The sequence below is a fragment of the Bacillus sp. AR13-1 genome (genome assembly GCF_008042285.1).
GTDB lineage: Bacteria > Bacillota > Bacilli > Bacillales > Bacillaceae_G > Bacillus_A > Bacillus_A mycoides.
In genome coordinates this window covers 48,712-69,845 of the sequence record NZ_QNUA01000007.1, presented here as the reverse complement: position 1 = coordinate 69,845, position 21,134 = coordinate 48,712, and the positions used below count along the sequence as shown (strand labels likewise).

The following is a 21,134-nucleotide window of genomic DNA, read 5'->3' as shown; positions in this document are numbered from 1 at the left end:
GCTTTTTGCCTCATAGGAAGAAGTGAAGCCACCGAACATTCTAGCCGCTGGAACTGGATAATATATGTATGAAGAAAGCGCCCTGCTGTGCAGGGCGCTTTTTTATGTTCTATAAGCTGAGATGGGTATATACCCCGAACCTAAATCGTATCCACCTTATCCACAGATTTAATACGCTCCCAAATATGTTTCATCCCAATGAAAGAACCATATCCAATTAAAGCACCTAGCATATTCAATATGATGTCATCAATATCAAAAACACCAGTAAAAGTAAGGAGTTGTAACGATTCAATTAATAAAATAAACTTAATGAAAATTTTTGATGCCATTTTTACATTGTTTATTTGTTTAAATAATAAAGGTAGAAGGAATCCGAATGGGATAAATATGATGATGTTTCCTAATGTATTCATAAGTACGATGTCTAGATTATAAGAATCAAATTCAGTTAAATAGCGGATTGTACTTCTGAAAGGAACTAAGTTTATTAACCCACCGTGTATAGAATGCCAGTCACCTGTTTCAAAGAAGTACTTCAGATTACCAAAGTAAAAAGCTGGCCTCCCGAGCAACAGTTTAAATAATAAAACAAATGAATACGGTAAAAATAATCCCCAACCAATCCACTGTACATATTTTTGCGTAGAAGATTGCATCGCTTTTTCAATTTCAGTTCCTAAAGTAGAGGCTTCTCCGAAGTTTTGAATGGCTAATGTAGTAGCTTCTTCTTCAGATTTTCCTTGATCGAGAAATTCTTGTTTTAAACTTGTAAGATGATCGTAAATTTCGAAGTAAAGTTCGTCTCTATCAGGTTGCGATAGGTTTGTTTTTTGAACGATACTCTTTATGTATTCTTCAATCGTCATTAATTTAAAGCTCCTTTCTGACAAGTTTTAATAAGAGTTGTAACTGAATCCCATGCTGTTAGTTTTTCTTCTAAAATTTTCTTCCCGCTCGTAGTAATGCGATAAAATTTTCGTTTCATACCAGTTTCAGATTCACCCCAGTATGAATTGATGAAATCCTTTTGTTCCAAGCGTTTGAGTGCTGGGTAGAGTGTACCTTGGCTCATCGTGTATAAATCATTGCTGTTTTCTTTTAGCTTTTGAATAATTTCATATCCGTACGTATCGTGCTGTTTAATGATGGAGAGAAGTAAAATATCAATACTTCCTTTTAATATCTCTTTATCCATTTTATGGTTCACCACCTTGTGATGAGATTGTAACACGACATATGTCGTATTACAAGGTATATGTGTAGGGTAATACTCCATCTAGTAGGCAGCAAAAAGCTCTTCGCCAATCCGTCCAACAAACTTCCTGACAAATAGGTCCCCAACACCAACTAGAATCATTTCACAAAAATTCCCCCCTCAAACTAATCAACAGACTAGAAAAAGTAAAATAAAGTTTTCCATATTAAAAGGGCAATCTTTGGCTTTTTCTTATAATGCGAGTACAATGTAGAATAGCAAGAAAAGACGAAAAGTATTTACAGGATTATTGCGTACGTATAGCGTAAATGGCAGTAAGGAACTGAGAGGAGGTTTTTTCTCTGAATATAAATAAAGAAACAATCATCCACCTTTATCATACAAATGATATACATAGTCATTTTGAAAATTGGCCGCAAATTTCTCGGTTTGTACTAGGGGAGAAAAGGCGAAGACAGGAAGCGGGAGAGACTGTTTTAACTGTGGATATTGGCGATCATGTGGATCGTTTTCATAGTATTTCGGAAGCGACAAATGGACTTGGGAATACAAAATTATTAAATGAGGCGTTATATGATTATGTAACGATCGGAAATAATGAAGGAATTACATTGGCGAAAGAGCATTTGAATCGTCTATATGATGATGCTGGTTTTGAGGTGCTTGTAGCGAACTTATTTGAAAAAGAGGATGTACGTCCAGCGTGGGCGAAACCTTATAAATTACATACAACGACAGATGGGATTACGATTGCCTTTATTGGATTAACGGTAGCTTATCCAGAGTTTTATCATATGTTAGACTGGCATATTGAAGATCCAATCATTCATTTAGAGTCTATTTTAGAAGAAGTTAAGGATACAGCTCATATTACTGTTGTGCTTTCTCATCTTGGAAAAAGTATGGATGAGTATATGGCGGAGCATTATGATATAGATGTTATTTTAGGGGCACATACGCATCATTTATTTGAGCGTGGTGTTCTTGTGGATAATACCTTGCTTTGCTGTTGTGAAAAGTGGGGACATTACGTTGGTCACGTTCAGCTTACTGTGGATAAAGAGACGAAGAGACTGTTGAAAAAAGACGGTAGAGCGATTAAGACAGAACGGTTAGGTGCTTATAGCGAGCCGTTATCCACAATTGAAATGCTAAAGGAAGAAAGTAAACAGATAATGGCTGAGCCTGTCGTTCATTTAAAAGAATCATTGCCGGTTGATTGGTTTAAGGAGACGACGTTTTCTCATATGTTGGCAAGTGCACTTAAAGAGTGGTGTAATGCGGATGTTGGGATGGTGAATGCTGGTGTACTTCTTGAGGGATTAAATGAAGGTGTTGTGACGCGCGGAGATATTCATCGGATTTGTCCACATCCAATTAATCCATGTATGTTAAAAGTACCAGGGAAAACGTTAAGAGAAGTTATTTTGAAAGCGCGCCGCCCGAATATGGAGAATCTTGAGGTGAAAGGATTCGGATTTCGTGGAAAAGTAATGGGGAAAATGATTTACGATGGTTTGGAAGTGATTCCAGATACGATTCCAGGGAATAAAATTTTACTAGAAGATGTATTGATTAACGGCGAATCGCTGGAATTAGACCGGATATATACGGTAGGGACGATTGATATGTTTACATTCGGATACTTATACCCAGAGCTATCCACACTTTCTGACAAACAATATTATATGCCGGAATTGCTTAGAGATGTACTAACAGACATGTTGATAACTTATACATCTTCAGTCAAACTATAGGCTAGTTAACTTGTAACACTCATTTTTCTCTTGTCATAAAGATAAGAAAGAGAGGAGTGTGAACTATGGTTAATGTAGAGCCAATTATAATTGATAACTATACGTTCATTGCTGTTAGCGTAAAACTTCCAAAGACAAATTTGCTAGCTGTAATGAGCGATAAAGGATATATTATGTGCGGTGCTTTAGATGTAGGTCTTCTAAATGAGAAGTTAGGTGATCGAGGAATTATTGCTGGCCGTGCGGTTGGTGTAAGAACGATTGAACAACTTCTTGAAGCACCGCTGGAATCAGTAACGACTGGAGCCGAAGCTTTAGGTATTCCGGTAGGCACAATCGGAAAAGATGCACTATTAAAAATGAGATAAGCATATATCATCCCTCTTTCTTGCATAGAAATAATATAAGAAGGAGGGTTTTCTTATGGGCATATTTCGTTCGAAAAATTCGCGGTTTCGAAGGGGACCGATTTCCTTTCGGTATATACTGCTTATTTCATTTATTATTTTTATCGTAATGGTAGTTCAAGGTTTATGGATTGTAAATAAAAGTATTCAGCCAACGTTAATTAAGTATGGGGAAACAGAGACTCATAAAATGGCAACAGCAGTTATGACGAAAGCGGTAAAAGACCGGATTAATGAAGGGTTTGATGTAGATTCATTAATGAAAGTACAAACGGATAGGAACGGGAAAGTATCTACAATTGATTTAAATACAAAACAAGTAAATGAAATATTAACATCGACTACTGCATACATAGAAAAATATTTACAACAAGTAGAAAAAGGGGATACGAAAGCACTTGGTATTTTTGAAGAGAATGGGGTATCTATGTCAGTTCCTTTTGGGCGCATAACTGATAATGCGCTTCTTGGTAATATAGGACCAGATATTCCGATTAATTTTACGCCAATTGGTCATGTGAATACGGATATTAAACAATTAGTTGAGCCGCAAGGAATTAATAATACGGCGATCAAAATTATTATGGAAGTGGAAGTGACGTTACAAGTTATGATTCCGTTACGCACGAAAGAAATTAAGGTGAAGCAAAACATTCCGATTGCAACGCGCATCGTTCAAGGTGAAGTGCCTACTTATTACGGAAGCGGGGGAGTTGTTGTACCAGATAAAAAGAAAACGGATAATTAGTCAGTAGTGTTCTATTGATTTATATTTATAAAAAATAACCGTAGCAATTTGCTACGGTTATCTTTTTGTATTTGCTCGTTCTTTTCGTTCCCAAAGGCTTAAATGCATGTATGGATCGAAAGCCCATTCTGTATAGCCATTGTCTTTATACATGCCGAAATGTAAGTGAGGCGGGAATTTTCCAGCTGTACCAGGAGGACCGTAGCCGGTACTACCGACAAATCCGATTACTTTTCCTGGTTCGACAATTTGTCCGAGCTGTATTTCTTTAGAGAACCCGCCTAAATGAGCGTAATAGTGGTAATTATTATGAAGGTCACGAATACCAATGCGCCATCCACCAAGGCGATTCCATCCTTTTGTTTCAATAACGCCATAGCAAGTTGATCGTACTGGTACGCCATATCCAGCAAAAATATCGGTTCCTTCATGAATCCTCCTGCCGCCAAAGCTTCTACCAGCACCGAAAGTACTACGATAGCTATGGTCACTGCGAATCGGGAGAGGGAAAGCATTACCTTCTAAATTAATGCGTCCATAATGTTTATAAATTCGGGCGTATTCTGTAATTAATTCAACTGTTTTTGCACGTCTATAATATTCCCAAAGCATAATGTTAATACGGTCTTCCGACGTTCCTTGTTTCTTTAAAATAGTTGCTGCTGTATGCAGAAGATCACGGTCGTTATTTGCATTTGCAAATCCATCTTTGTCACCATCTAAACCCATTCCGCCAAATAGAGAAATTGTATGGGGGAGAGTATCATTACTATTAACAGGTCCAGCCCATATTTCAGGTTTGAAATAAAGGGAAATGATGGCATCTGGTTTTTTCGGTATATCTTTTCTTACGCTCCGTATGTTTCTTTCGTATTGATCCATTGCGGCTAAGTAATACCACGGAATACCGGAAGATTGCTCAGTTTCTTTATATAGTGCCATGCGCTTTTCATATATGCTTTGCTGATTATCTTCACCGTAAGCGATGTTTTGGTGGAGAAGAAAGCAAATCGAAAGCAAAAGAGAAATTTTTCGAAGCATGAAATAGACTCCTTTCACAACATCACTCTTTTTAGTGTGGGATATACGGAGTATTTCATTATAGGGAACGATTGGAAAAAATCTTAGAATCTTCATTTGAGCAAATCGCTTTCATACGTTAGAATAGATATGTTACATTGAAAGAAGCGAACACGGTAAACTATTTCATATTGTGCGGAGTTGATAACCATGACAAAACAAACAGAGTATAAGCGCAAGCCCGAATGGTTGAAAATTAAGTTAAACACGAATGAAAACTATACAGGCTTAAAGAAAATGATGCGTTCTAAGAATCTTCATACAGTTTGTGAAGAGGCGAAATGTCCGAATATTCATGAATGCTGGGCTGTAAGGAAAACAGCAACATTTATGATCTTAGGTGCGGTTTGTACACGTGCTTGTCGTTTTTGTGCGGTTAAAACAGGCTTACCAACTGAGCTTGATTTACAAGAGCCAGAACGCGTAGCAGATTCTGTAGTACAAATGGGCTTAAAGCACGTTGTTATAACAGCGGTTGCACGTGATGATTTAAAGGACGGCGGAGCAGCTGTTTTTGCTGAAACAGTACGCGCTGTTCGTCGTGAAAATCCATTCACGTCTATCGAAGTATTACCATCTGATATGGGTGGGGTAGAAGAAAACTTAAAAATGTTAATGGATGCAAAACCAGATATTTTGAACCATAACATTGAAACAGTACGTCGATTATCTAACCGAGTTCGCGCTAGAGCAAAATATGACCGTTCATTAGAGTTTTTACGTCGAGCAAAAGAAATGCAGCCTGATATTCCAACTAAATCGAGCATTATGCTGGGCTTAGGTGAAACGAGAGAAGATTTAATTGAAGCAATGGATGACTTACGTGCAAACAATGTGGATATTTTAACTCTTGGACAATACCTACAACCATCTAAGAAGCATTTACCAGTTATTAAATATTACCCACCAGCAGAATTTGCAGAGCTAAAAGAAATTGCACTTAGCAAAGGATTTAGCCACTGTGAAGCTGGCCCACTTGTACGTTCTTCTTATCATGCGGACGAGCAAGTACGTTCTGCAAAAGAAAAAACAGCAGAAGCGAAATAATGAAAAAAGAGAGCTAATCATTAGCTCTCTTTTTTCTTATACTCTAAAACTTTATTTTGACATGTGGATAAAATCTTTTTTAATTCCTCTGTGGATAATTCAATTGTAAATTCAGGTACACCAGGTGTAATTAAAATTTTATCGTAAGTATAAATTGAACTGTCCACAATAATCGTTACATTTTGTGAATAACCGAAAGGAGCTACACATCCAGGAGTGCAACCAGTCTCTTCTCTTAGCTCATTAGGAGAACAGAGAGATAAGCTCTCTCCTGTTATTTCTTTCATCTCTCCTCGGTTGAGGCGAGTGCCTTCTAACGTAAAGAATACGTAATGCTCCCCGGATTTTGATTTTAAAAATAAGCTTTTACTTGGAGTGCCTTGCAAACCAAGTCTTTCACGAACGATACGATCTGTTTCATAGTCAAGTACTGGTTCGTGTTCAAATTTTTCATAAGAAGCATTTGTTTTATGTAGTAAAGAAAGTACATCTTCATACATATGGAATGATACCCCTCTCTATTGTTAATACAGTCTCTTCTCGTGGCGTCAACTGAGTGTTTTGGAAAGGGATACTACTTGGACGATGCTTCCCATAATCGTTTTATGAAACTTTGTTCATCGATTGTAATTTCGTAAACATCAGGATTCGTTAAAGTTCTCCATTCACTAAAGCCGATCGTACGATCAAAGTGCTTTAAAATGAGCGTAAGTAAGTTTCCATGTGTAACGAGTAGTGTTGTAGTATGGTTTAACTTTAAAACGTCTTGGATAAGCGATATAGCACGGTCCGTTGCTTGTTTTGTTGACTCTCCGCCTGAAAAGGCAATATCTATGTTTGTAAAAGTAGATTCTAGTTTTTGCATCCAATCATCCATCGGAACGTTGCTTAATATACGTTCAGCTAATCGTTCATCCTCTTCGATAGATAGGTTAGCTTGAATCGCATAGGGCCGAATGGAATCGATAGCTCGGACAAATGGGCTCGAAATAATATGATCTATTTGTAGCTGATTTTCTAAGAGGAATGCAGCAAGGGTGTTAGCTTGATCTTTTCCGGCAAACGTTAATTCGGCATCACGTTTTTGTCCAGTTGCGGAACAATGTCGTATTACAATAATTTTCTTCATAATTCATCCCCATCTTTCAAGTTGACGCTATATACTTCGACAAATGTGGAAAAAATTCCTTTTTATTGGAAACGGAATAGTGATCTAAGTATGTGGAAAAGTAATGTGGATAATGAAAATTTGAGGTGCAATTATGAAAAAAATGATATGCATTGTATTCAGTATTTGTTTTCTCGCGCAATTGTCCACAACATATGCACAATCAAATCAAAAATTAGACTATCCAAGCAATCGAAATAAGCCATTTGTGAGTGAGGATGTGTTTTACGAACAGTTAGATAAAAAGGTGTATAAAGAATATAAAAATGCAGCATATAGTGTTCGGAAAAAGATTTTATTTAAAGAAGTGCCCGATGAAGAATTTTCTTTCAGACAAAAAACAGCCGTGGGTTGTCGGAGTAGCGTGGTGTTTCAAGATTTTTTTATTCACCCTGATCGCCAAGTTTACCCCGCATTAACGGGCAGCAAGACTCCCACCGCAAAATTCAGTTTTAAAGAAAAGTAGTTAAATGGGAGATCAACTGCCCGTAAAAGCCCGATTGGTTCAACTAATAATCAGTGGATAAACCCCCACTGATTAAAGTTTCACTTTATTTTTTCGCTTCCTTTTCTCAAGATGAAGTAGATGAGTTCCATAAGTACATCGTTATAGATGCGGAAACAAAGAGGGAGCTGCAAGGGGGGAAAAGTTATCATCACTACGAAAATCCATATAAAAAATAACCCACCAACTGGTGGGTTATTTTTTACTCTGGCACACTTACTAATTTCGCTTTCATTTTACGAATAAGAATGAAACCACCAATCGCGAAGAGAAGAGTAATTCCTTCTGCTACAAAGATGTTAATCATTTTTGTTTGGTAAAGTGCCGCGAAAAAGTCTACAAGTGCGTGGAATAATATAGCGTAAACAAGGAAAATGTATTTCTTTTGTTTTACTGCGTATACGACAAGCATTGTGAAGGCAATTTGCAGCACGAGTGCCATAATTCTTTCTAGGCTACCGAGTAAGTATAAATAGGCAGGTTGTTCTATTAACATATCCTTTACAAGATTTAATTGTGGTAGTTTTTCTGCCATTTGAGCGAAGCTACCATTGTTAATAGCATTAGCGAATATAAGTGTCTGCAATGCAGAGAATCCGCCAACTAAAATGGATTCAATCCCGCCATGACCAATTCCATAAGCGAAGCCATCTTTATATTCTAGATATTTTTTTAGTAGGAAGAAGAAGGCAACGAAGCGTCCTAATTCTTCAAAAATACCAGCAGTTAGTCCGCCATAAATTGCAAAGACATACGGATTTTCTAAAAATGGAGCGATTGCTGGATTACCACGCATAAATAGGTGGAACGGTGTTTCGAGAATTTGGGTAAATCCAATAAAGATAAGAACACCAACGCCGACCACTTTCCAATTAATATTATATTTTTTACGGAAATAAACGAGTACAATAATTGGGACCAGAACCGAAACAACGAGTTGAAATATGATGCTGGCAATTACAGTATTTGAAACCATACTTTCACCGCTTTCTAATATATGTACATATCTATTATGCATGAAATATGGGAGAGATGAAACTTTTAGAGATAAATGAATTTACTTATTGACTCTAACGTTGCGTCATACTTTATCGTATGTACTAAGGGGGAGATACACATGACAATGAAGGTAAAAGAAGTAGCTAATTTAGTTGGAATTAGTGTGCGCACACTGCATCATTACGATGAAATTGGGTTATTAACCCCAGACGAGACGACAGAGTCTGGATATCGTCTGTATTCCAATGAAAATTTAGAGACACTGCAGCAAATTTTATTTTTTAAAGAACTAGGCTTCCCTTTGAAGAAGATTAAAGAAATTATCATGAGTCCATCATTTGATCATGAAGAAGCGCTACAGCTTCATAAGAAAATGCTTCTTGAAAAGCGTGCCAGGTTAGATAAGGTGATAGCGACGATTAATAAAACAATTCAGCATACAAAAGGAGAGATTGATATGACGAATAAAGAGAAATTTGAAGGATTTGATTTTAGTCATAACCCGTACGAAGAAGAAGCACGTGAACGATGGGGAGATGAGGCTGTAGATAAAGCGAATAAAACAGCGAAGGGGATGTCTAAAGAGAAACAGGAGGAGTTTAATAATATTTACAGAAATCTAGCAACACTTCGAAATGGAGCACCTGATTCTAAAGAAGCGCAATCCGCAATCGGGGTATGGTACGATTACTTGCAAAACTTCGGTGAATATTCATTAGAAGCCTTTAAGGGGCTCGGTCAAATGTATGTTGCTGATGAGCGTTTTACGAAAAATATTGATAAGTTTGGTGAAGGTTTAGCGCAGTTTATGTGTGATGCGATGGAGGTTTATGCGGATCGTAAGAAATAGTAAAAAGGTGGAGGTTTTCTCCACCTTTTTATTTTTTAATCATATCATTTAAAGTTTGATCCCCCGTATTGTTCAAATGAGGATTATCGCTCATTTCCCGTTTTAACATATCAAGACTTTGTTCATATTCTTTATCGTTTAAGCTACCAGATTGAAGACCTTGAATTTGAGAAATCAACTTTTGGTTTGTTGATACATATGCTTTATAATAGCGAGGAACGATGGACAAAGCAGTTTTATATACTTGATCTGTTACGAGTTTCGGATCCGTTGTGTTTGCACGGTATACAACGAACACTTCGTCGTCGGTAACGAGTGTAGCGGCATTGGTGACGTCAGGAAGTTTGACTGTCATGCTTGTAATCATTTCAGCGACTTTCTCACGGTTAATGGCGCCTACTTGTTTGTTAGATACTTCATGTTTTTGTTTAGATGAATAGCCCACCCTTGTGAGCCGTGTATTTGTATTTTCCGTATGATACATGTCGTTTTTGTTGGAAACAAGAACACGACTTCCTTCTTCACGCTCCATTTCAGCTTTATTAGTTGATTGGCAGCCTGCAAATAAGGAAAGAGTGAGAAGAGAGAGTATAATTTGTTTTTTCACGATGTAGCACCTCCTTCTCCATAGCATGCACTAATTTTCAATTTTTTGTATTTGAAATTGTTGGTTGTTATGCTTTGTGATACGATAAAAAGAAGAATGCTTAGAGAGGAAGTTCATAATGGAGCAAAAGCAAGAGATTCATACTACGGTGAGCGTTAATAATGTTCAGTACGAAGTGATTAAAAACTTTCGTGACGGTTTTAGTGAAGAAGCACTTAAAGAGCGCTATGCAGAAATTTTAAATAAATATGATTATATCGTTGGAGACTGGGGTTATGAGCAACTTAGATTGCGCGGATTCTTTGATGATAGTAATCAACGTTCGACATATGATACGAAAATTAGTACTTTATCAGAGTATTTATACGAGTACTGTAACTTCGGTTGTGCACACTTTGTATTGCGAAAAGTGAAGAAATGAAAAAATCCTCTTACGATTGTAAGAGGATTTTTTCATAGTAATTATGAGGAGACTGTTTACATTACATCTAAGTCATTCAATAAATCAATCGTACCTTTTCTCACCTTTAACATGAGAGTCCACCTTACAAACAAATTGAAATGTAATCACCTTCAGAAAGAGTTTTGTTTGGTTTCATTTGTTGTCCGTTCAATTGGATATGCCCATTTTTAATTTTATCCACAATGAGTGCACGGCTCCAATCTGAAATATATGTGGATAACACTTTATCAATCCGGTGGGAACCGAAAACTATGTCTAATACGATCGTTATTTCGGCTATACCACTTTCTTTGTATTGTGTAATGGAAATGGTAGTACTTGTTTCCGTTTGTTCTTGCTGAGTCATCTCGACAGTTTCGACGTGATCAGTAAATGATTTATAAATATGAAGTTTTTGATTCCACGTATGATCTTTCGGACATTTATAAATTGCAAATCGGTATATGTTCTTTCCGTTTGCGTTATGCCTGCGAATGTTCGTGTCGGTAAAAAGGGTAGTACGCCTGCAATTTTTACAATATTTTTCGATTGTTGCTAGTTCGTTTTCATATAAACTCCAAGAAAGTTGTACTTTCTGCATTTTCCTTCACCTCTTATATTAGTGGCAAAGGAACGTAATACAGCTATTTGGATGTCTTGTAGTATGAAGACATAAGAAGTAGACAAAAATAAAAAGAGGTTCCCCCAAGAGGAACCTCCGTAAACATCATACTACAGATGCGTTACGTTCCTTCGTAATGGGAATGGGCAGACTACTCCCTTGAAAAAGCACGGTGCTTTTTTGAGAGTAATGCTATCCAATTGCTGATCCATTACAAAGTAAATGTTGGCATACGCAGATAACGTCCTTTCTATCCAAATAGATTTGTTCATAAGTATAACACGTAAGATTGAAAATTCAAAATATTAATCGTAAAAAAACACCAGCTAACATAGCTGGTGCTCCAGATAAATTATATAAGTTCAAATAAAAATGAGCGTAATTCTTCTGCATTTTCTTCAGACATCGAAAATGCATGCTCTAAGTAGCCTTGTTCGTTTAAATCGTCAGGACCGATGATAGCAAATTTGTTGCTTTGCATATCAAGGACTATCGTTTTACCGTAATGACGATCGGAGTATAAAAGCGCTAAATCATGACGCTCATTTTCCCCCATAAAGCTAACGAAACGCGTTTTTGTAGCGACTGTATCGTCGTACAGAAAGAAACGTTCTTCCATACACATGGCTCCTTTATTAAATATCTAAGTTTAAGTGTGGTTTATGATCTAAATGGTGATGCGTTTTAATGAAACGTACTGTTCTTGTTTTGTAACGCATTACGATAGAATATGTTTCAGCTAAATCTCCGCCAAGGAATTTCACGCCGTCTAATAATTCACCAGCAGATACACCTGTTGCTGAGAAGATTGCATCATCACCAGATACTAAGTCATCTAACATAAGAAGTTGACGAGGATCTTCTAATCCCATTTCACGACAACGAGCTTCTTCTTCTTCGTTCATTGGAACTAAGCGAGCTTGCATTTCACCTTCAAGGCATTTTAATGCTGCTGCAGAAATAACGCCTTCTGGAGCTCCGCCTACACCTACGAATAAGTCGATACCTGTTCCAGGTAAAGCTGTAGCGATTGATGCACCAACATCTCCATCACCAAATAATTTTACGCGTGCACCTTTTGCACGAACACGGTCAATAATATCTTGATGACGTTCACGTTCTTGGATGATAACCGTTAGGTCACGAATTTTTTTATTGTTTGCTTCTGCTACAATATCAATTGTTTTTTCAATTGGATCATCTAAGCTAATTTTACCAGCTGCTTTTGGACCAACCGCGATTTTTTCCATGTACATATCCGGAGCATGAAGAAGGTTTCCTTTATCGGCGATTGCGATAACTGCCATTGCATTTGCAAGGCCTTTTGCAACGATGTTTGTACCTTCTAATGGATCAACGGCGATATCTACTTCTGGACCGTTACCTGTTCCTAGTTCTTCACCAATATACAACATCGGTGCTTCATCAAGTTCTCCTTCACCGATTACAACTGTACCTGCCATGTTTACTGAATCGAACATATCACGCATAGCTGTAGTTGCTGCATCATCTGCTTCGTTTTTCTTTCCGCGGCCCATCCACTGTGCGGATGCTAAGGCTGCTGCTTCTGTTACACGGACAATTTCTAGTGCGAGTTCACGTTCCAAGGTTGCATTCCTCCAATTTCAAAAATCATACAAATATAACTATAACAAATAACGAGGAAAAGGTGAATTCGAAAAATTGTCGATTTTTTCAGAAGAAAGCGTTACAATTAAAATGTAAATGCTTTAATTTCCAGGTAGGTGACATTCATGTACTTCGTAGACAGAAAGAAAATAGAACAAATGCTAGTATGTTTAGAACGAGCAACAAATACATTTCAAGAGAAAAAGACATATGAAACAGAGTTTGAATTTTATGCATTAGAGCGCATAGCCCATCTTATTATCGATTGTATATTAGATGTAGGGAATGCGATGATTGATGGATTTATTATGCGCGATCCAGGAAGTTACGAAGATATTATTGATATTTTAATGGACGAGAGAGTTATAAGTGGAGAAGAGGGAGCGCATATTAAAGAAATTATTCTTCTTCGAAAAATGCTTACGCAAGATTATATTCAAATGAATCATGATGAATTATATAAGACGATTCAAAAAAATATCGCAGTGGTAAAGAAATACCCAGCAAATATTCGTAGTTATTTAGAAAAGGAATTAGGACCTGTATCTGCATTTGTACCAGAATAATTGTGCTTATAAGATCCCCGGGAATTCCTTTGGGGATCTTATATTGTATAGGAGAAAGAAAAGGGAGAAGGGTGAGCTATGGGGGAAGCACGTACTACGAGAGAAGAGATTGTACAATTACTGAAGATAAAAGGAGAGCATACTGTAGCAGAATTAGCCGAAGCTTTAGAAATTACAGAGATGGCGATTCGTCGACATTTAAGTAAACTAGAAAATGATGAGCTAATTTATTCAAAGATGGTAAGGCAGCATGTTGGACGCCCAACATATTTGTATGGATTAAGTCAAAAGGGAGAAGATACATTCCCGAAAGAATATAAGCAGTTTGCTATTGATATGCTAGAAGATTTAGCTCGAATGGGCGATGAAAAAATGCTGCGTCACGTCTTGCAAGCGAGAACGAAACGAATGGAAGAACAGTTGCAAAAGAGGATAAGTAATCAAAGCAATTTAGCGTATAAAGTTCAAGAAGTAGCTGCTATGCAAGAGAGAAACGGTTATATGGTTCAAATAAAGCGAGATGGGGAGCATTCTTTCATATTTGAAAAGCAAAACTGTCCGTTAAAGGAAATTGCAGAGAGATTCCCGCAAGTGTGTGAAGATGAAAAAGATATGTATAAGCGGTTATTTGCAGATGCAAATGTGAAGACGTTAGCAAACATGTGTGAGGGAGATTGTAATTGTTCGTACCAAATAAAAGAGAAAAAATGAACGTTATGGGACGCTTTAGGGTAAAGCGTTTTTTTCTTTTGAAAAAGGGGTTAATATAAGAGTGGTATGATAGATGAGAACGTTAGCATAGAAGGAGAGACAAACAGATGTATAAAGGCTATTTAATTGACTTAGACGGTACAATGTATCGCGGTGAAGAGCAAATTGAAGAAGCAAGTGACTTCGTAAAAGCATTAGGGGAGCGCGGTATTCCATATTTATTCGTTACAAATAACTCAACTCGTAAACCAGAACAAGTTGCAGAAAAGCTTGTTCGTTTCGATATTCCAGCGAAAGCGGAGCAAGTATTCACAACGAGTATGGCTACAGCGAACTTTATTTATGAGCGTAAACAAGATGCGACTGTATATATGATTGGTGAAGAGGGCTTACACGCTGCTCTTGTGGAAAAAGGATTTGAACTTGTGGATGAAAATCCTGATTTCGTCATTGTTGGTTTAGATCGCGATATCACATATGAAAAATTAGCAAAAGCGTGCCTTGCTGTGCGTAACGGTGCAACGTTTATTTCAACAAATGGGGATATCGCAATTCCGACTGAGCGCGGATTATTACCAGGTAACGGTTCATTAACATCAGTTGTTGCAGTATCAACAGGTGTGGACCCAATCTTTATTGGTAAACCAGAATCAATCATTATGGAACAAGCGTTAAAAGTGCTTGGCATAGGAAAAGAAGAAGCTTTAATGGTTGGGGATAACTACGATACAGATATTTTAGCGGGGATAAATGCTAGTATGCATACCCTTCTTGTCCACACTGGAGTAACAACTGTGGACAAGTTAACAGAATATGAAGTACAACCGACGCAAGTTGTGCACAACTTGACGGAGTGGATTGAGAAGATGTAATGAAAGGCAGGTAACCGGAAGAGGTTGCCTGTTTTTTTATGCACAATTGCATATGTACTATAGGGATTTAAAATGTAAAATTTATATATAATGATGAGAAGGTGGAATAAGAGTGTACTGGATGTCATGTATTATGTTTATTTTTACATTATGTGTTTTATTCTTTGTTCTATGGAAGATATATAAAATAAATGAAATGAAAAAAAGCGCGGGAAAGCTTATTGCAGCATATCCTCGGGTGAAACGACGTTGGATTGCCTTACTTGGACCAGCGTACTTTATCGGACAATGTATGTATATATATGCTCAATACGTAAGTGGTGATATTGGTACATTTGAACAGTTTCTCATTCAGTCAGGTAGTTATGCTGTAGTAAGTTGTTTTATGATTTTAATAGCGATCAATCTTATTGAAAGTGTACAAATATATGAAAAAGGTGTAATAGACGGATTGAACTATTATTCATACGAAGAATTAAAAGGCTATAAAACATCAACATGGGAAAATCCAAAAGAAAATATATTTTTATATCGCGGGCGAGAAAAAATGAATGATAATGTGAATTTACTTATTAGACAGGAAGATATGAATGAATTAGAAAGCATTCTTCAAAGATATATTCCGAAATTGATGATGAAATAAAAACTCCGGTTGTTATAACCGGAGTTTTTTTATTAAAACGCACGATTCACTACGTCTTTAACTTCTTCAAGATATTGTTTACGCACACTGTCATCCACAGAAGGAACACTTGTGTAGAATGTATGTTCCAGTGTTTCAATGCCTGTAAATTCAAAAATACCAGCATCAGTTGTTTTTTTCATTGCATCAAACATACCGCCTGCTGTGTATACTTCTTTCGAATTTCCCATCGTAGATAATAACAATCCTTTTTTACTGCTTAATAACTTTTCAATACCATTCTCACCGTAAGCATAAGCGAAGCCGTGGCTAAATACACGGTCAACGTATCCTTTTAAAATAGCAGGAAGACCCGCCCACCAAACTGGGTAAATGAATGTAATACTATCAGCCCAAGAGATATGCTTTTGTTCTTCTTTAATATCTTCTGGTGTGTTTCCTTGGGAAAATGAGATGAAATCGGAAGCACCTAATACTGGATTGAAGTTTAATTCGTATAAATCACGAACGCTTACTTCATGACCTTTTCCTTCTAATTCACTTTTTACAGTTTCTAAAATTGCATGGTTGAAGCTTTCTGTATTCGGGTGTGCATAAACGATCACATGTTTCATTGTTCTTCCTCCTAATTGTGGATATGTGAATAGTTTTTATATATTCGTGTAATTATTATGGTTACTTCCGTTGCGAGAGTCAACTTTTCTGACGTGAGAAATAAAGTGAAATTTTAATAGGTGGGGGGTGTCCATCCCGCACTGATTATTTGCTCACACTAATCGGGCACTTACTGCCGGTTAATATAAATGTTAGTATGTGACAAAAAAATACAAAATAGTAGGTATTTTGCATTTTCGAATAGAATATATAGATTGGTAAATAGAGAGAAAAGGGGATATCGGGATGAATATTATTGAAATTGAAGGGTTAGAAAAATCGTTTGATATTGGGGATAGTAAAGTAAAGATCTTAAAAGATATTAATGTTCAAATTCAAAAAGGTGACTTTGTTTGTATTATGGGGGCAAGTGGATCGGGTAAAACGACTTTACTTCAGCTGTTAGGTGGATTAGATATTCCATCGGTAGGTAGTATTCGAGTTGATGGTACGGAGATTTCAACATTAAAAGAAAAAGAGCTCGCTTTATTTAGAAGGCATAAAATCGGTTTTATTTTTCAGCAGTTTAATTTAATTCCAGTGTTTAATGCGGAGGAAAATGTAGGGTTGCCTTTACTATTAGATAATGTTTCGCAAAAGAAGGCAACGGTGACAGCAAATCGTTTATTAGAGCTCGTTGGATTGAAAGGAAAAGAAAAGCATTTACCAGCACAGTTATCAGGTGGGCAACAGCAAAGGGTTGCGATAGCAAGAGCTTTTGCAAATGAGCCGGCTATTATATTAGCAGATGAGCCAACAGGGGCGTTAGATTCAGAAAACAGCAAAAATATTATCGCGGCACTTCGCAATGCATGTGATGAATTAGGGCAAACAGCTGTCATTGTAACGCACGATCCGTTCGTAGCGGCCCATGCTGATAAAGTCGTTTTCTTATTAGATGGTGAGGTGATTCATGAGCATACTGAAAGTAAAGGGTGGAAATTTCGAAATATCCCGCAACAAGTTACTCAAATTCAAGAGATTATGAATCGTCACTTTAAAGTAGGAGGTAAAGGTGATGCGATGGGTAATTAAGTATGCGGTAAAATCGATGAAACAAAATTGGTTGCGAAATATGTTGATTGCCCTCGGTGCAGCTTTAGGTGTTATGTTAGCGACGATGTTATTACTAGGTAATCAATCAGTAGAGCAAAGTGTGAAGGAACAAGTAGTAAGTCGGTATGGAGATTATAATTTACAATTTGGCTATATAAAAAATGACATGTATTTAAATAATGAAAGTTTAAAAGGAATAGATGGCTTAGAAAATGCTGAAAAAATATCAAAAGCACTTATACCGTATCCTTTTCCACATTATAAAGAACTATCGGGAAAGCCATCTTATTGGGGTGTTGAGCAAGATTCTCCAGAAATGCATTCTTATAAAATATTAGAAGGACGATATCCGAAAGAAGGTGCTGAAGTAGCACTGACAAAAGGGTATACAGATCGTGAAAATATACGGGTAGGAGATACGATTAAACTGCCATTCCCGCAGCATGGTGAAAAGGCTGTGAAAGTTGTCGGTATTTTAAATCCACCGTTAATGGCGTCAATGGGGCATAGTGCTTATTTTCCAATCCATTGGCTTCAAAAAGAATTAAATTTACCAAATCAATTCAATCTTGTTCAAGTGAAAGTACAAGATGTAAATGTGAAAAAAGCAATTGCTTTTGATGTACATAAAAAGATTGAAAATATAAAGGTGGACCAACGTACTTATGTAGATAAGGCATTTGAACGACTAAATGTAATGAAGCCATTAATTTTTAGTTTAGGTGGTATTGCCTTATTTGTTGTAGCCCTTTTAATAATGGGAAGTTTCTTCTTATCTGTCAGAAGTCGATTTAAGCAATGGGCATTATTACGTGCACTTGGTAGTAATCCAAATCAAATTATATTAGTCGTTTTATTAGAGGCTTTATGTATTGGGGCAATCGGATCACTAGCAGGAGTTATTCTTGGAGCAGGTACGCAAACAATCGCCGCATCATTTATTAATAAATGGGTGAATATTGAGGGGGCAGTGAAAGAATCATTCTCGATTTCAGGCGAGATTTTACTCATTACGTTTTTACTAGGGATTGTTATGTCTATCATAGGGGCTATTATACCAGCCTTTATGGTTAGAAAAATTCCACCAGTTCAAGCGCTTAGGCCAGGTCTTCCTAGTAATGAGAAAAAAGAAAAAAGGTGGAGTGCTTTTAGTGGTAGCATTTTAATCATTGGTACTGTTATTGGACTAGCGGGTAACGTATTAGAGCGATATATCGGTTTTAATCCAAGTGCGATAGGTGCGCTGTTATTTGCGGTCGGTTTGTTATTTGCGATTCCGTTATTTATTCGGATGATAGCACCAGTGATTGCAAAACCACTTCAAATGATATTACGAATTGAAACGACGATTAGTAGCCGAAATGTAATTCGTTATCGAAATAAGGCAGCTGTATCGGTTGCTATACTAGCATTTGGTTTTATGTTAGCACTTGTTGGAACGATGTATATAAACTCTATTTACGAAGGCATGAAAGATGGGTTACAAAAACATTTACCAGCTGATTTAGTAATAAGAATTCCAATAGAGTCGCAAAGTACTGAAGTATTACCATTTAGTTGGATGGAGAAGGTTAAAAAAATTGATGGTGTAGAAGAGAGCGTAGCAAATGTTACTGACTTTACAGCGAAGCTTATAAATTATGATTTTAAAAAAGCGGATCAAGAGTGGTATGAAAATGTGAGGAAAGATGATTTTGAATATGATGTGATAGAAGTTGTGGGGAATGATATTGTTGCTTATCAAAAAGTAACAAAAGCGAAAGTGATTACAGGACAAGATTTAAATAAGCCATTACAAGATGGTGAGGGAGTCGTTACGAAGAGAACTGCTAAAACATTAGGGATTCAGTTGCATGATACGATTGAAGTACAAGGAAAAGGGAAAGAAAAACAAACGATTAAAGTCGTTTCGATTATTGAGCAAGGATTAAGGGGAAGAGGATTAGACATTTTCGTAAATGAACAATGGGTTCGTGATAAGTTTCACGTGCAAGGATATGAAGCAATTCAAGTTATGACAAATTCTAATCAATCATTTGAAGAGATTAAGAAGCAAGTAAAACAAATTACAAATAATAAAGAGAACGTAGAAGTTATTAATAGCCATGATTTATTAAAAGAACAGGAGCAGTTATTATCGCAAATGATGATGTTAATTCGCTTGTTAGTTGTAATTGTTTTCATTATTTCTGGTATAGGGTTAATGAATGCGATTGTCTCAAGTTTACATGAAAGACGTGCTGAAATTAGTATGATTCGTGCGGTAGGAGCTATTCCGAAGCAAATGAGACGGATTGTTTTATTAGAGGGCACTTTACTTGGAGCGATAGCTGGTTGTATTGGGGTTTTAGGTGGAATTGTATTTAGTTATATTGTGTTATCAAGCTTAGAGTTAACGGTTATTATCATTCCGTATAATCAAGTTTTAATATTGGCACTAGCTAGCATTATACTCGGAGCAGGAGCAGCAATGATTGCTTCATTACAATTAAGAAAGTTTAAATTGAGTGATACTTTAAAGGAGTTATCAGCATAAAAGATTATTATATCCCGCTCATACAAAGTACAAAGAAGACGAATAAAATGATAACAATACCGATACCAAAGTTAAATACAAGAGTACTATCCATATATGTAACCTCCTTGTTTGAAAGTAAAAAGCACTCTGGCTGGAGTGCTTTTTATTATCCGAATATGTCGCAACGAACGCCGCAACATATAGAAAGGGAATAATGCGTTTAAAGAGTTATATTAATTTATGCATTAATTTTGTAAATGAGCAGGTCCTGCTCAGGTATAGAAAAAAGACACTCTTTCGAGTGTCTTTCATGATGACAAAACGTGCCAATTGCTTGAGTTTGATAAGACGTTAATTTTCCGGTTAACAGTCTTTCTTAATCAAGAAGTGTAACAACAGCGATTCAAATAGATTTTAGCATTTTTTAAAGGGGTGTGCGTATGTAACTATGCATATTACGATTAGAGGAGAATCAAGTTTGGAAAATGAATGAGTAAATACATATAGATTAGTAGAGTATTTGATAAGGAGGGAGATGAATGGATATACATAAGTTAACAGAAGAAGAAGCGAAAGAAATAAATACGTGGAAGTATGAAAATCCCTATATGTTATATAGCTTTTCGGGAGATGCTGAAGTAATAGAAGAGTTGCTAGATGGAACGTATTACGGTTGTTGCGGAGAGAATGGAGAATTCATCGGCTATTTTTGTTTTGGAGAAAATGCACAAGTGCCAGGGGGAAGAGATGCTAATTTATATAGGGGAGAAGATGTAGTAGATATTGGGCTTGGAATGAAGCCAGAGTTAACAGGGAAAGGGATGGGAGAAATATTTTTTCAAGCGGGAATAGCATTTGCTACTGAGGAATTGAATTCGAAAATGTTTCGACTGAGTGTAGCGACATTCAATAAGAGAGCGATTAGGCTATATAAAAACATTGGATTTCAAGTAGGACCTCTTTTTTTGAGCCGTGGAAGAGAGTTCATGCTTATGGAATATGAAAGGCCGTCAGTATGAAACTGACGGCCTAGA

At 36.7% G+C, this 21,134-nt stretch carries 24 protein-coding genes and 1 pseudogene; 14 read left to right on the top strand and 11 right to left on the bottom strand.

The features are described 5' to 3' along the window. Positions 1-140: 140 nt before the first annotated feature. The gene (locus DN408_RS04765; protein ID WP_078177963.1) at positions 141-869 is read right to left on the bottom strand and encodes a VanZ family protein; all 729 of its coding nucleotides are present in this window, start codon (positions 867-869) and stop codon (positions 141-143) included. Next, on the bottom strand, positions 869-1,198 hold the full coding sequence (locus tag DN408_RS04760) for a PadR family transcriptional regulator (RefSeq protein WP_078177962.1): 330 nt from the start codon (positions 1,196-1,198) through the stop codon (positions 869-871). The genes DN408_RS04765 and DN408_RS04760 overlap by 1 nt, the downstream gene beginning before the upstream one ends. A gap of 362 nt (positions 1,199-1,560) precedes the next feature. Between DN408_RS04760 and DN408_RS04755 the strand changes: the two genes are divergently transcribed. The 3 genes from DN408_RS04755 (at position 1,561) to yunB (ending at position 4,131) form a co-directional block, all read left to right on the top strand. Further along, entirely contained in the window at positions 1,561-2,976 is a 1,416-nt protein-coding gene (locus DN408_RS04755; protein ID WP_321145796.1) for a bifunctional metallophosphatase/5'-nucleotidase, read from the top strand. A 65-nt stretch (positions 2,977-3,041) separates the two neighbouring features. After that, positions 3,042-3,344 (top strand): YunC family protein, encoded by a 303-nt coding sequence (locus DN408_RS04750; RefSeq protein WP_002015926.1) that lies wholly within the window; start codon positions 3,042-3,044, stop codon positions 3,342-3,344. 55 nt (positions 3,345-3,399) lie between these two features. Next, on the top strand, positions 3,400-4,131 hold the full coding sequence (gene yunB, locus DN408_RS04745; RefSeq protein ID WP_002129745.1) for a sporulation protein YunB: 732 nt from the start codon (positions 3,400-3,402) through the stop codon (positions 4,129-4,131). Between the two features lie 57 nt (positions 4,132-4,188). Here yunB and DN408_RS04740 read toward each other — a convergent pair whose 3' ends face one another. Next, entirely contained in the window at positions 4,189-5,172 is a 984-nt protein-coding gene (locus tag DN408_RS04740) for a M23 family metallopeptidase (protein ID WP_002034579.1), read from the bottom strand. Positions 5,173-5,361: 189 nt separating this feature from the next. Between DN408_RS04740 and lipA the strand changes: the two genes are divergently transcribed. Further along, entirely contained in the window at positions 5,362-6,258 is an 897-nt protein-coding gene (gene lipA / locus DN408_RS04735) for a lipoyl synthase (RefSeq protein WP_002034580.1), read from the top strand. Between the two features lie 20 nt (positions 6,259-6,278). Here the strand turns inward: lipA and DN408_RS04730 are convergent, their stop codons facing one another. After that, entirely contained in the window at positions 6,279-6,758 is a 480-nt protein-coding gene (locus tag DN408_RS04730) for a YbaK/EbsC family protein (RefSeq protein ID WP_002184734.1), read from the bottom strand. A gap of 74 nt (positions 6,759-6,832) precedes the next feature. Then, positions 6,833-7,387, bottom strand: a complete 555-nt coding sequence (locus DN408_RS04725) for a histidine phosphatase family protein (RefSeq protein ID WP_002184735.1) — start codon at positions 7,385-7,387, stop codon at positions 6,833-6,835. 133 nt (positions 7,388-7,520) lie between these two features. On the opposite strand from DN408_RS04725, the pseudogene DN408_RS04720 reads away from it, so the two are divergent. Then, positions 7,521-7,832: pseudogene (locus tag DN408_RS04720) on the top strand (hypothetical protein); the annotation flags it as partial. 301 nt (positions 7,833-8,133) lie between these two features. Here DN408_RS04720 and DN408_RS04715 read toward each other — a convergent pair. After that, positions 8,134-8,949, bottom strand: a complete 816-nt coding sequence (locus DN408_RS04715; RefSeq protein WP_002015917.1) for a YhfC family intramembrane metalloprotease — start codon at positions 8,947-8,949, stop codon at positions 8,134-8,136. Between the two features lie 99 nt (positions 8,950-9,048). Here DN408_RS04715 and DN408_RS04710 point away from each other — a divergent pair, with 99 nt between their 5' ends. Next, positions 9,049-9,780 (top strand): MerR family transcriptional regulator, encoded by a 732-nt coding sequence (locus DN408_RS04710; RefSeq protein WP_002129738.1) that lies wholly within the window; start codon positions 9,049-9,051, stop codon positions 9,778-9,780. 28 nt (positions 9,781-9,808) lie between these two features. On the opposite strand, the gene DN408_RS04705 is transcribed toward DN408_RS04710, so the two are convergent. Then, positions 9,809-10,387: a YhcN/YlaJ family sporulation lipoprotein gene (locus DN408_RS04705; RefSeq protein WP_002015915.1), complete on the bottom strand. Its 579-nt coding sequence runs from the start codon at positions 10,385-10,387 to the stop codon at positions 9,809-9,811. A gap of 118 nt (positions 10,388-10,505) precedes the next feature. Here DN408_RS04705 and DN408_RS04700 point away from each other — a divergent pair, with 118 nt between their 5' ends. Next, on the top strand, positions 10,506-10,808 hold the full coding sequence (locus DN408_RS04700) for a YutD family protein (protein WP_002015914.1): 303 nt from the start codon (positions 10,506-10,508) through the stop codon (positions 10,806-10,808). A 124-nt stretch (positions 10,809-10,932) separates the two neighbouring features. Here the strand turns inward: DN408_RS04700 and DN408_RS04695 are convergent, their stop codons facing one another. The 3 genes from DN408_RS04695 to glpX all read right to left on the bottom strand — a co-directional run bounded on the left by DN408_RS04695 (position 10,933) and on the right by glpX (position 13,058). Further along, positions 10,933-11,430, bottom strand: a complete 498-nt coding sequence (locus DN408_RS04695) for a hypothetical protein (RefSeq protein ID WP_002129735.1) — start codon at positions 11,428-11,430, stop codon at positions 10,933-10,935. A gap of 373 nt (positions 11,431-11,803) precedes the next feature. Further along, on the bottom strand, positions 11,804-12,070 hold the full coding sequence (locus DN408_RS04690; RefSeq protein WP_002167444.1) for a DUF3055 domain-containing protein: 267 nt from the start codon (positions 12,068-12,070) through the stop codon (positions 11,804-11,806). Between the two features lie 16 nt (positions 12,071-12,086). Continuing rightward, positions 12,087-13,058 carry a class II fructose-bisphosphatase gene (gene glpX, locus DN408_RS04685; protein ID WP_002015911.1) on the bottom strand — a complete coding sequence of 324 codons (972 nt, stop codon included), beginning with the start codon at positions 13,056-13,058 and terminating at the stop codon, positions 12,087-12,089. A 147-nt stretch (positions 13,059-13,205) separates the two neighbouring features. Between glpX and DN408_RS04680 the strand changes: the two genes are divergently transcribed. The 4 genes from DN408_RS04680 (at position 13,206) to DN408_RS04665 (ending at position 15,872) form a co-directional block, all read left to right on the top strand. Beyond that, positions 13,206-13,646 carry a DUF86 domain-containing protein gene (locus DN408_RS04680; protein WP_078177959.1) on the top strand — a complete coding sequence of 147 codons (441 nt, stop codon included), beginning with the start codon at positions 13,206-13,208 and terminating at the stop codon, positions 13,644-13,646. A 78-nt stretch (positions 13,647-13,724) separates the two neighbouring features. Next, positions 13,725-14,357, top strand: a complete 633-nt coding sequence (locus tag DN408_RS04675) for a helix-turn-helix transcriptional regulator (protein ID WP_002167445.1) — start codon at positions 13,725-13,727, stop codon at positions 14,355-14,357. Positions 14,358-14,464: 107 nt separating this feature from the next. Then, a complete protein-coding gene (locus tag DN408_RS04670) occupies positions 14,465-15,229 on the top strand; it encodes a TIGR01457 family HAD-type hydrolase (protein ID WP_002089349.1) in 765 nt (254 codons plus the stop codon). A gap of 112 nt (positions 15,230-15,341) precedes the next feature. Further along, positions 15,342-15,872: an iron ABC transporter substrate-binding protein gene (locus DN408_RS04665; protein ID WP_147739969.1), complete on the top strand. Its 531-nt coding sequence runs from the start codon at positions 15,342-15,344 to the stop codon at positions 15,870-15,872. Positions 15,873-15,904: 32 nt separating this feature from the next. Here the strand turns inward: DN408_RS04665 and DN408_RS04660 are convergent, their stop codons facing one another. Continuing rightward, positions 15,905-16,486, bottom strand: coding sequence for an NAD(P)H-dependent oxidoreductase (locus DN408_RS04660; RefSeq protein ID WP_078177958.1), 582 nt, complete (start codon positions 16,484-16,486; stop codon positions 15,905-15,907). A 286-nt stretch (positions 16,487-16,772) separates the two neighbouring features. Between DN408_RS04660 and DN408_RS04655 the strand changes: the two genes are divergently transcribed. The 3 genes from DN408_RS04655 (at position 16,773) to DN408_RS04645 (ending at position 21,119) form a co-directional block, all read left to right on the top strand. Further along, positions 16,773-17,561 carry an ABC transporter ATP-binding protein gene (locus DN408_RS04655; RefSeq protein ID WP_002129726.1) on the top strand — a complete coding sequence of 263 codons (789 nt, stop codon included), beginning with the start codon at positions 16,773-16,775 and terminating at the stop codon, positions 17,559-17,561. Next, complete coding sequence (locus tag DN408_RS04650; RefSeq protein WP_002129725.1) at positions 17,545-20,118, top strand: FtsX-like permease family protein; 2,574 nt, start codon at positions 17,545-17,547, stop codon at positions 20,116-20,118. The genes DN408_RS04655 and DN408_RS04650 overlap by 17 nt, the downstream gene beginning before the upstream one ends. Before the next feature lie 521 nt (positions 20,119-20,639). Next, complete coding sequence (locus tag DN408_RS04645) at positions 20,640-21,119, top strand: GNAT family N-acetyltransferase (protein WP_003192160.1); 480 nt, start codon at positions 20,640-20,642, stop codon at positions 21,117-21,119. Positions 21,120-21,134 lie beyond the last annotated feature (15 nt).

Coding starts and splice junctions, on each gene's coding strand:
- DN408_RS04765 (WP_078177963.1), bottom strand. CDS start 869: ATGACGATTGAAGAATACATAAAGAGTATCGTTCAAAAAACAAACCTA.
- DN408_RS04760 (WP_078177962.1), bottom strand. CDS start 1,198: ATGGATAAAGAGATATTAAAAGGAAGTATTGATATTTTACTTCTCTCC.
- DN408_RS04750 (WP_002015926.1), top strand. CDS start 3,042: ATGGTTAATGTAGAGCCAATTATAATTGATAACTATACGTTCATTGCT.
- yunB (WP_002129745.1), top strand. CDS start 3,400: ATGGGCATATTTCGTTCGAAAAATTCGCGGTTTCGAAGGGGACCGATT.
- DN408_RS04740 (WP_002034579.1), bottom strand. CDS start 5,172: ATGCTTCGAAAAATTTCTCTTTTGCTTTCGATTTGCTTTCTTCTCCAC.
- lipA (WP_002034580.1), top strand. CDS start 5,362: ATGACAAAACAAACAGAGTATAAGCGCAAGCCCGAATGGTTGAAAATT.
- DN408_RS04730 (WP_002184734.1), bottom strand. CDS start 6,758: ATGTATGAAGATGTACTTTCTTTACTACATAAAACAAATGCTTCTTAT.
- DN408_RS04725 (WP_002184735.1), bottom strand. CDS start 7,387: ATGAAGAAAATTATTGTAATACGACATTGTTCCGCAACTGGACAAAAA.
- DN408_RS04715 (WP_002015917.1), bottom strand. CDS start 8,949: ATGCATAATAGATATGTACATATATTAGAAAGCGGTGAAAGTATGGTT.
- DN408_RS04710 (WP_002129738.1), top strand. CDS start 9,049: ATGACAATGAAGGTAAAAGAAGTAGCTAATTTAGTTGGAATTAGTGTG.
- DN408_RS04700 (WP_002015914.1), top strand. CDS start 10,506: ATGGAGCAAAAGCAAGAGATTCATACTACGGTGAGCGTTAATAATGTT.
- DN408_RS04695 (WP_002129735.1), bottom strand. CDS start 11,430: ATGCAGAAAGTACAACTTTCTTGGAGTTTATATGAAAACGAACTAGCA.
- DN408_RS04690 (WP_002167444.1), bottom strand. CDS start 12,070: ATGGAAGAACGTTTCTTTCTGTACGACGATACAGTCGCTACAAAAACG.
- DN408_RS04680 (WP_078177959.1), top strand. CDS start 13,206: ATGTACTTCGTAGACAGAAAGAAAATAGAACAAATGCTAGTATGTTTA.
- DN408_RS04675 (WP_002167445.1), top strand. CDS start 13,725: ATGGGGGAAGCACGTACTACGAGAGAAGAGATTGTACAATTACTGAAG.
- DN408_RS04670 (WP_002089349.1), top strand. CDS start 14,465: ATGTATAAAGGCTATTTAATTGACTTAGACGGTACAATGTATCGCGGT.
- DN408_RS04660 (WP_078177958.1), bottom strand. CDS start 16,486: ATGAAACATGTGATCGTTTATGCACACCCGAATACAGAAAGCTTCAAC.
- DN408_RS04655 (WP_002129726.1), top strand. CDS start 16,773: ATGAATATTATTGAAATTGAAGGGTTAGAAAAATCGTTTGATATTGGG.
- DN408_RS04650 (WP_002129725.1), top strand. CDS start 17,545: ATGCGATGGGTAATTAAGTATGCGGTAAAATCGATGAAACAAAATTGG.
- DN408_RS04645 (WP_003192160.1), top strand. CDS start 20,640: ATGGATATACATAAGTTAACAGAAGAAGAAGCGAAAGAAATAAATACG.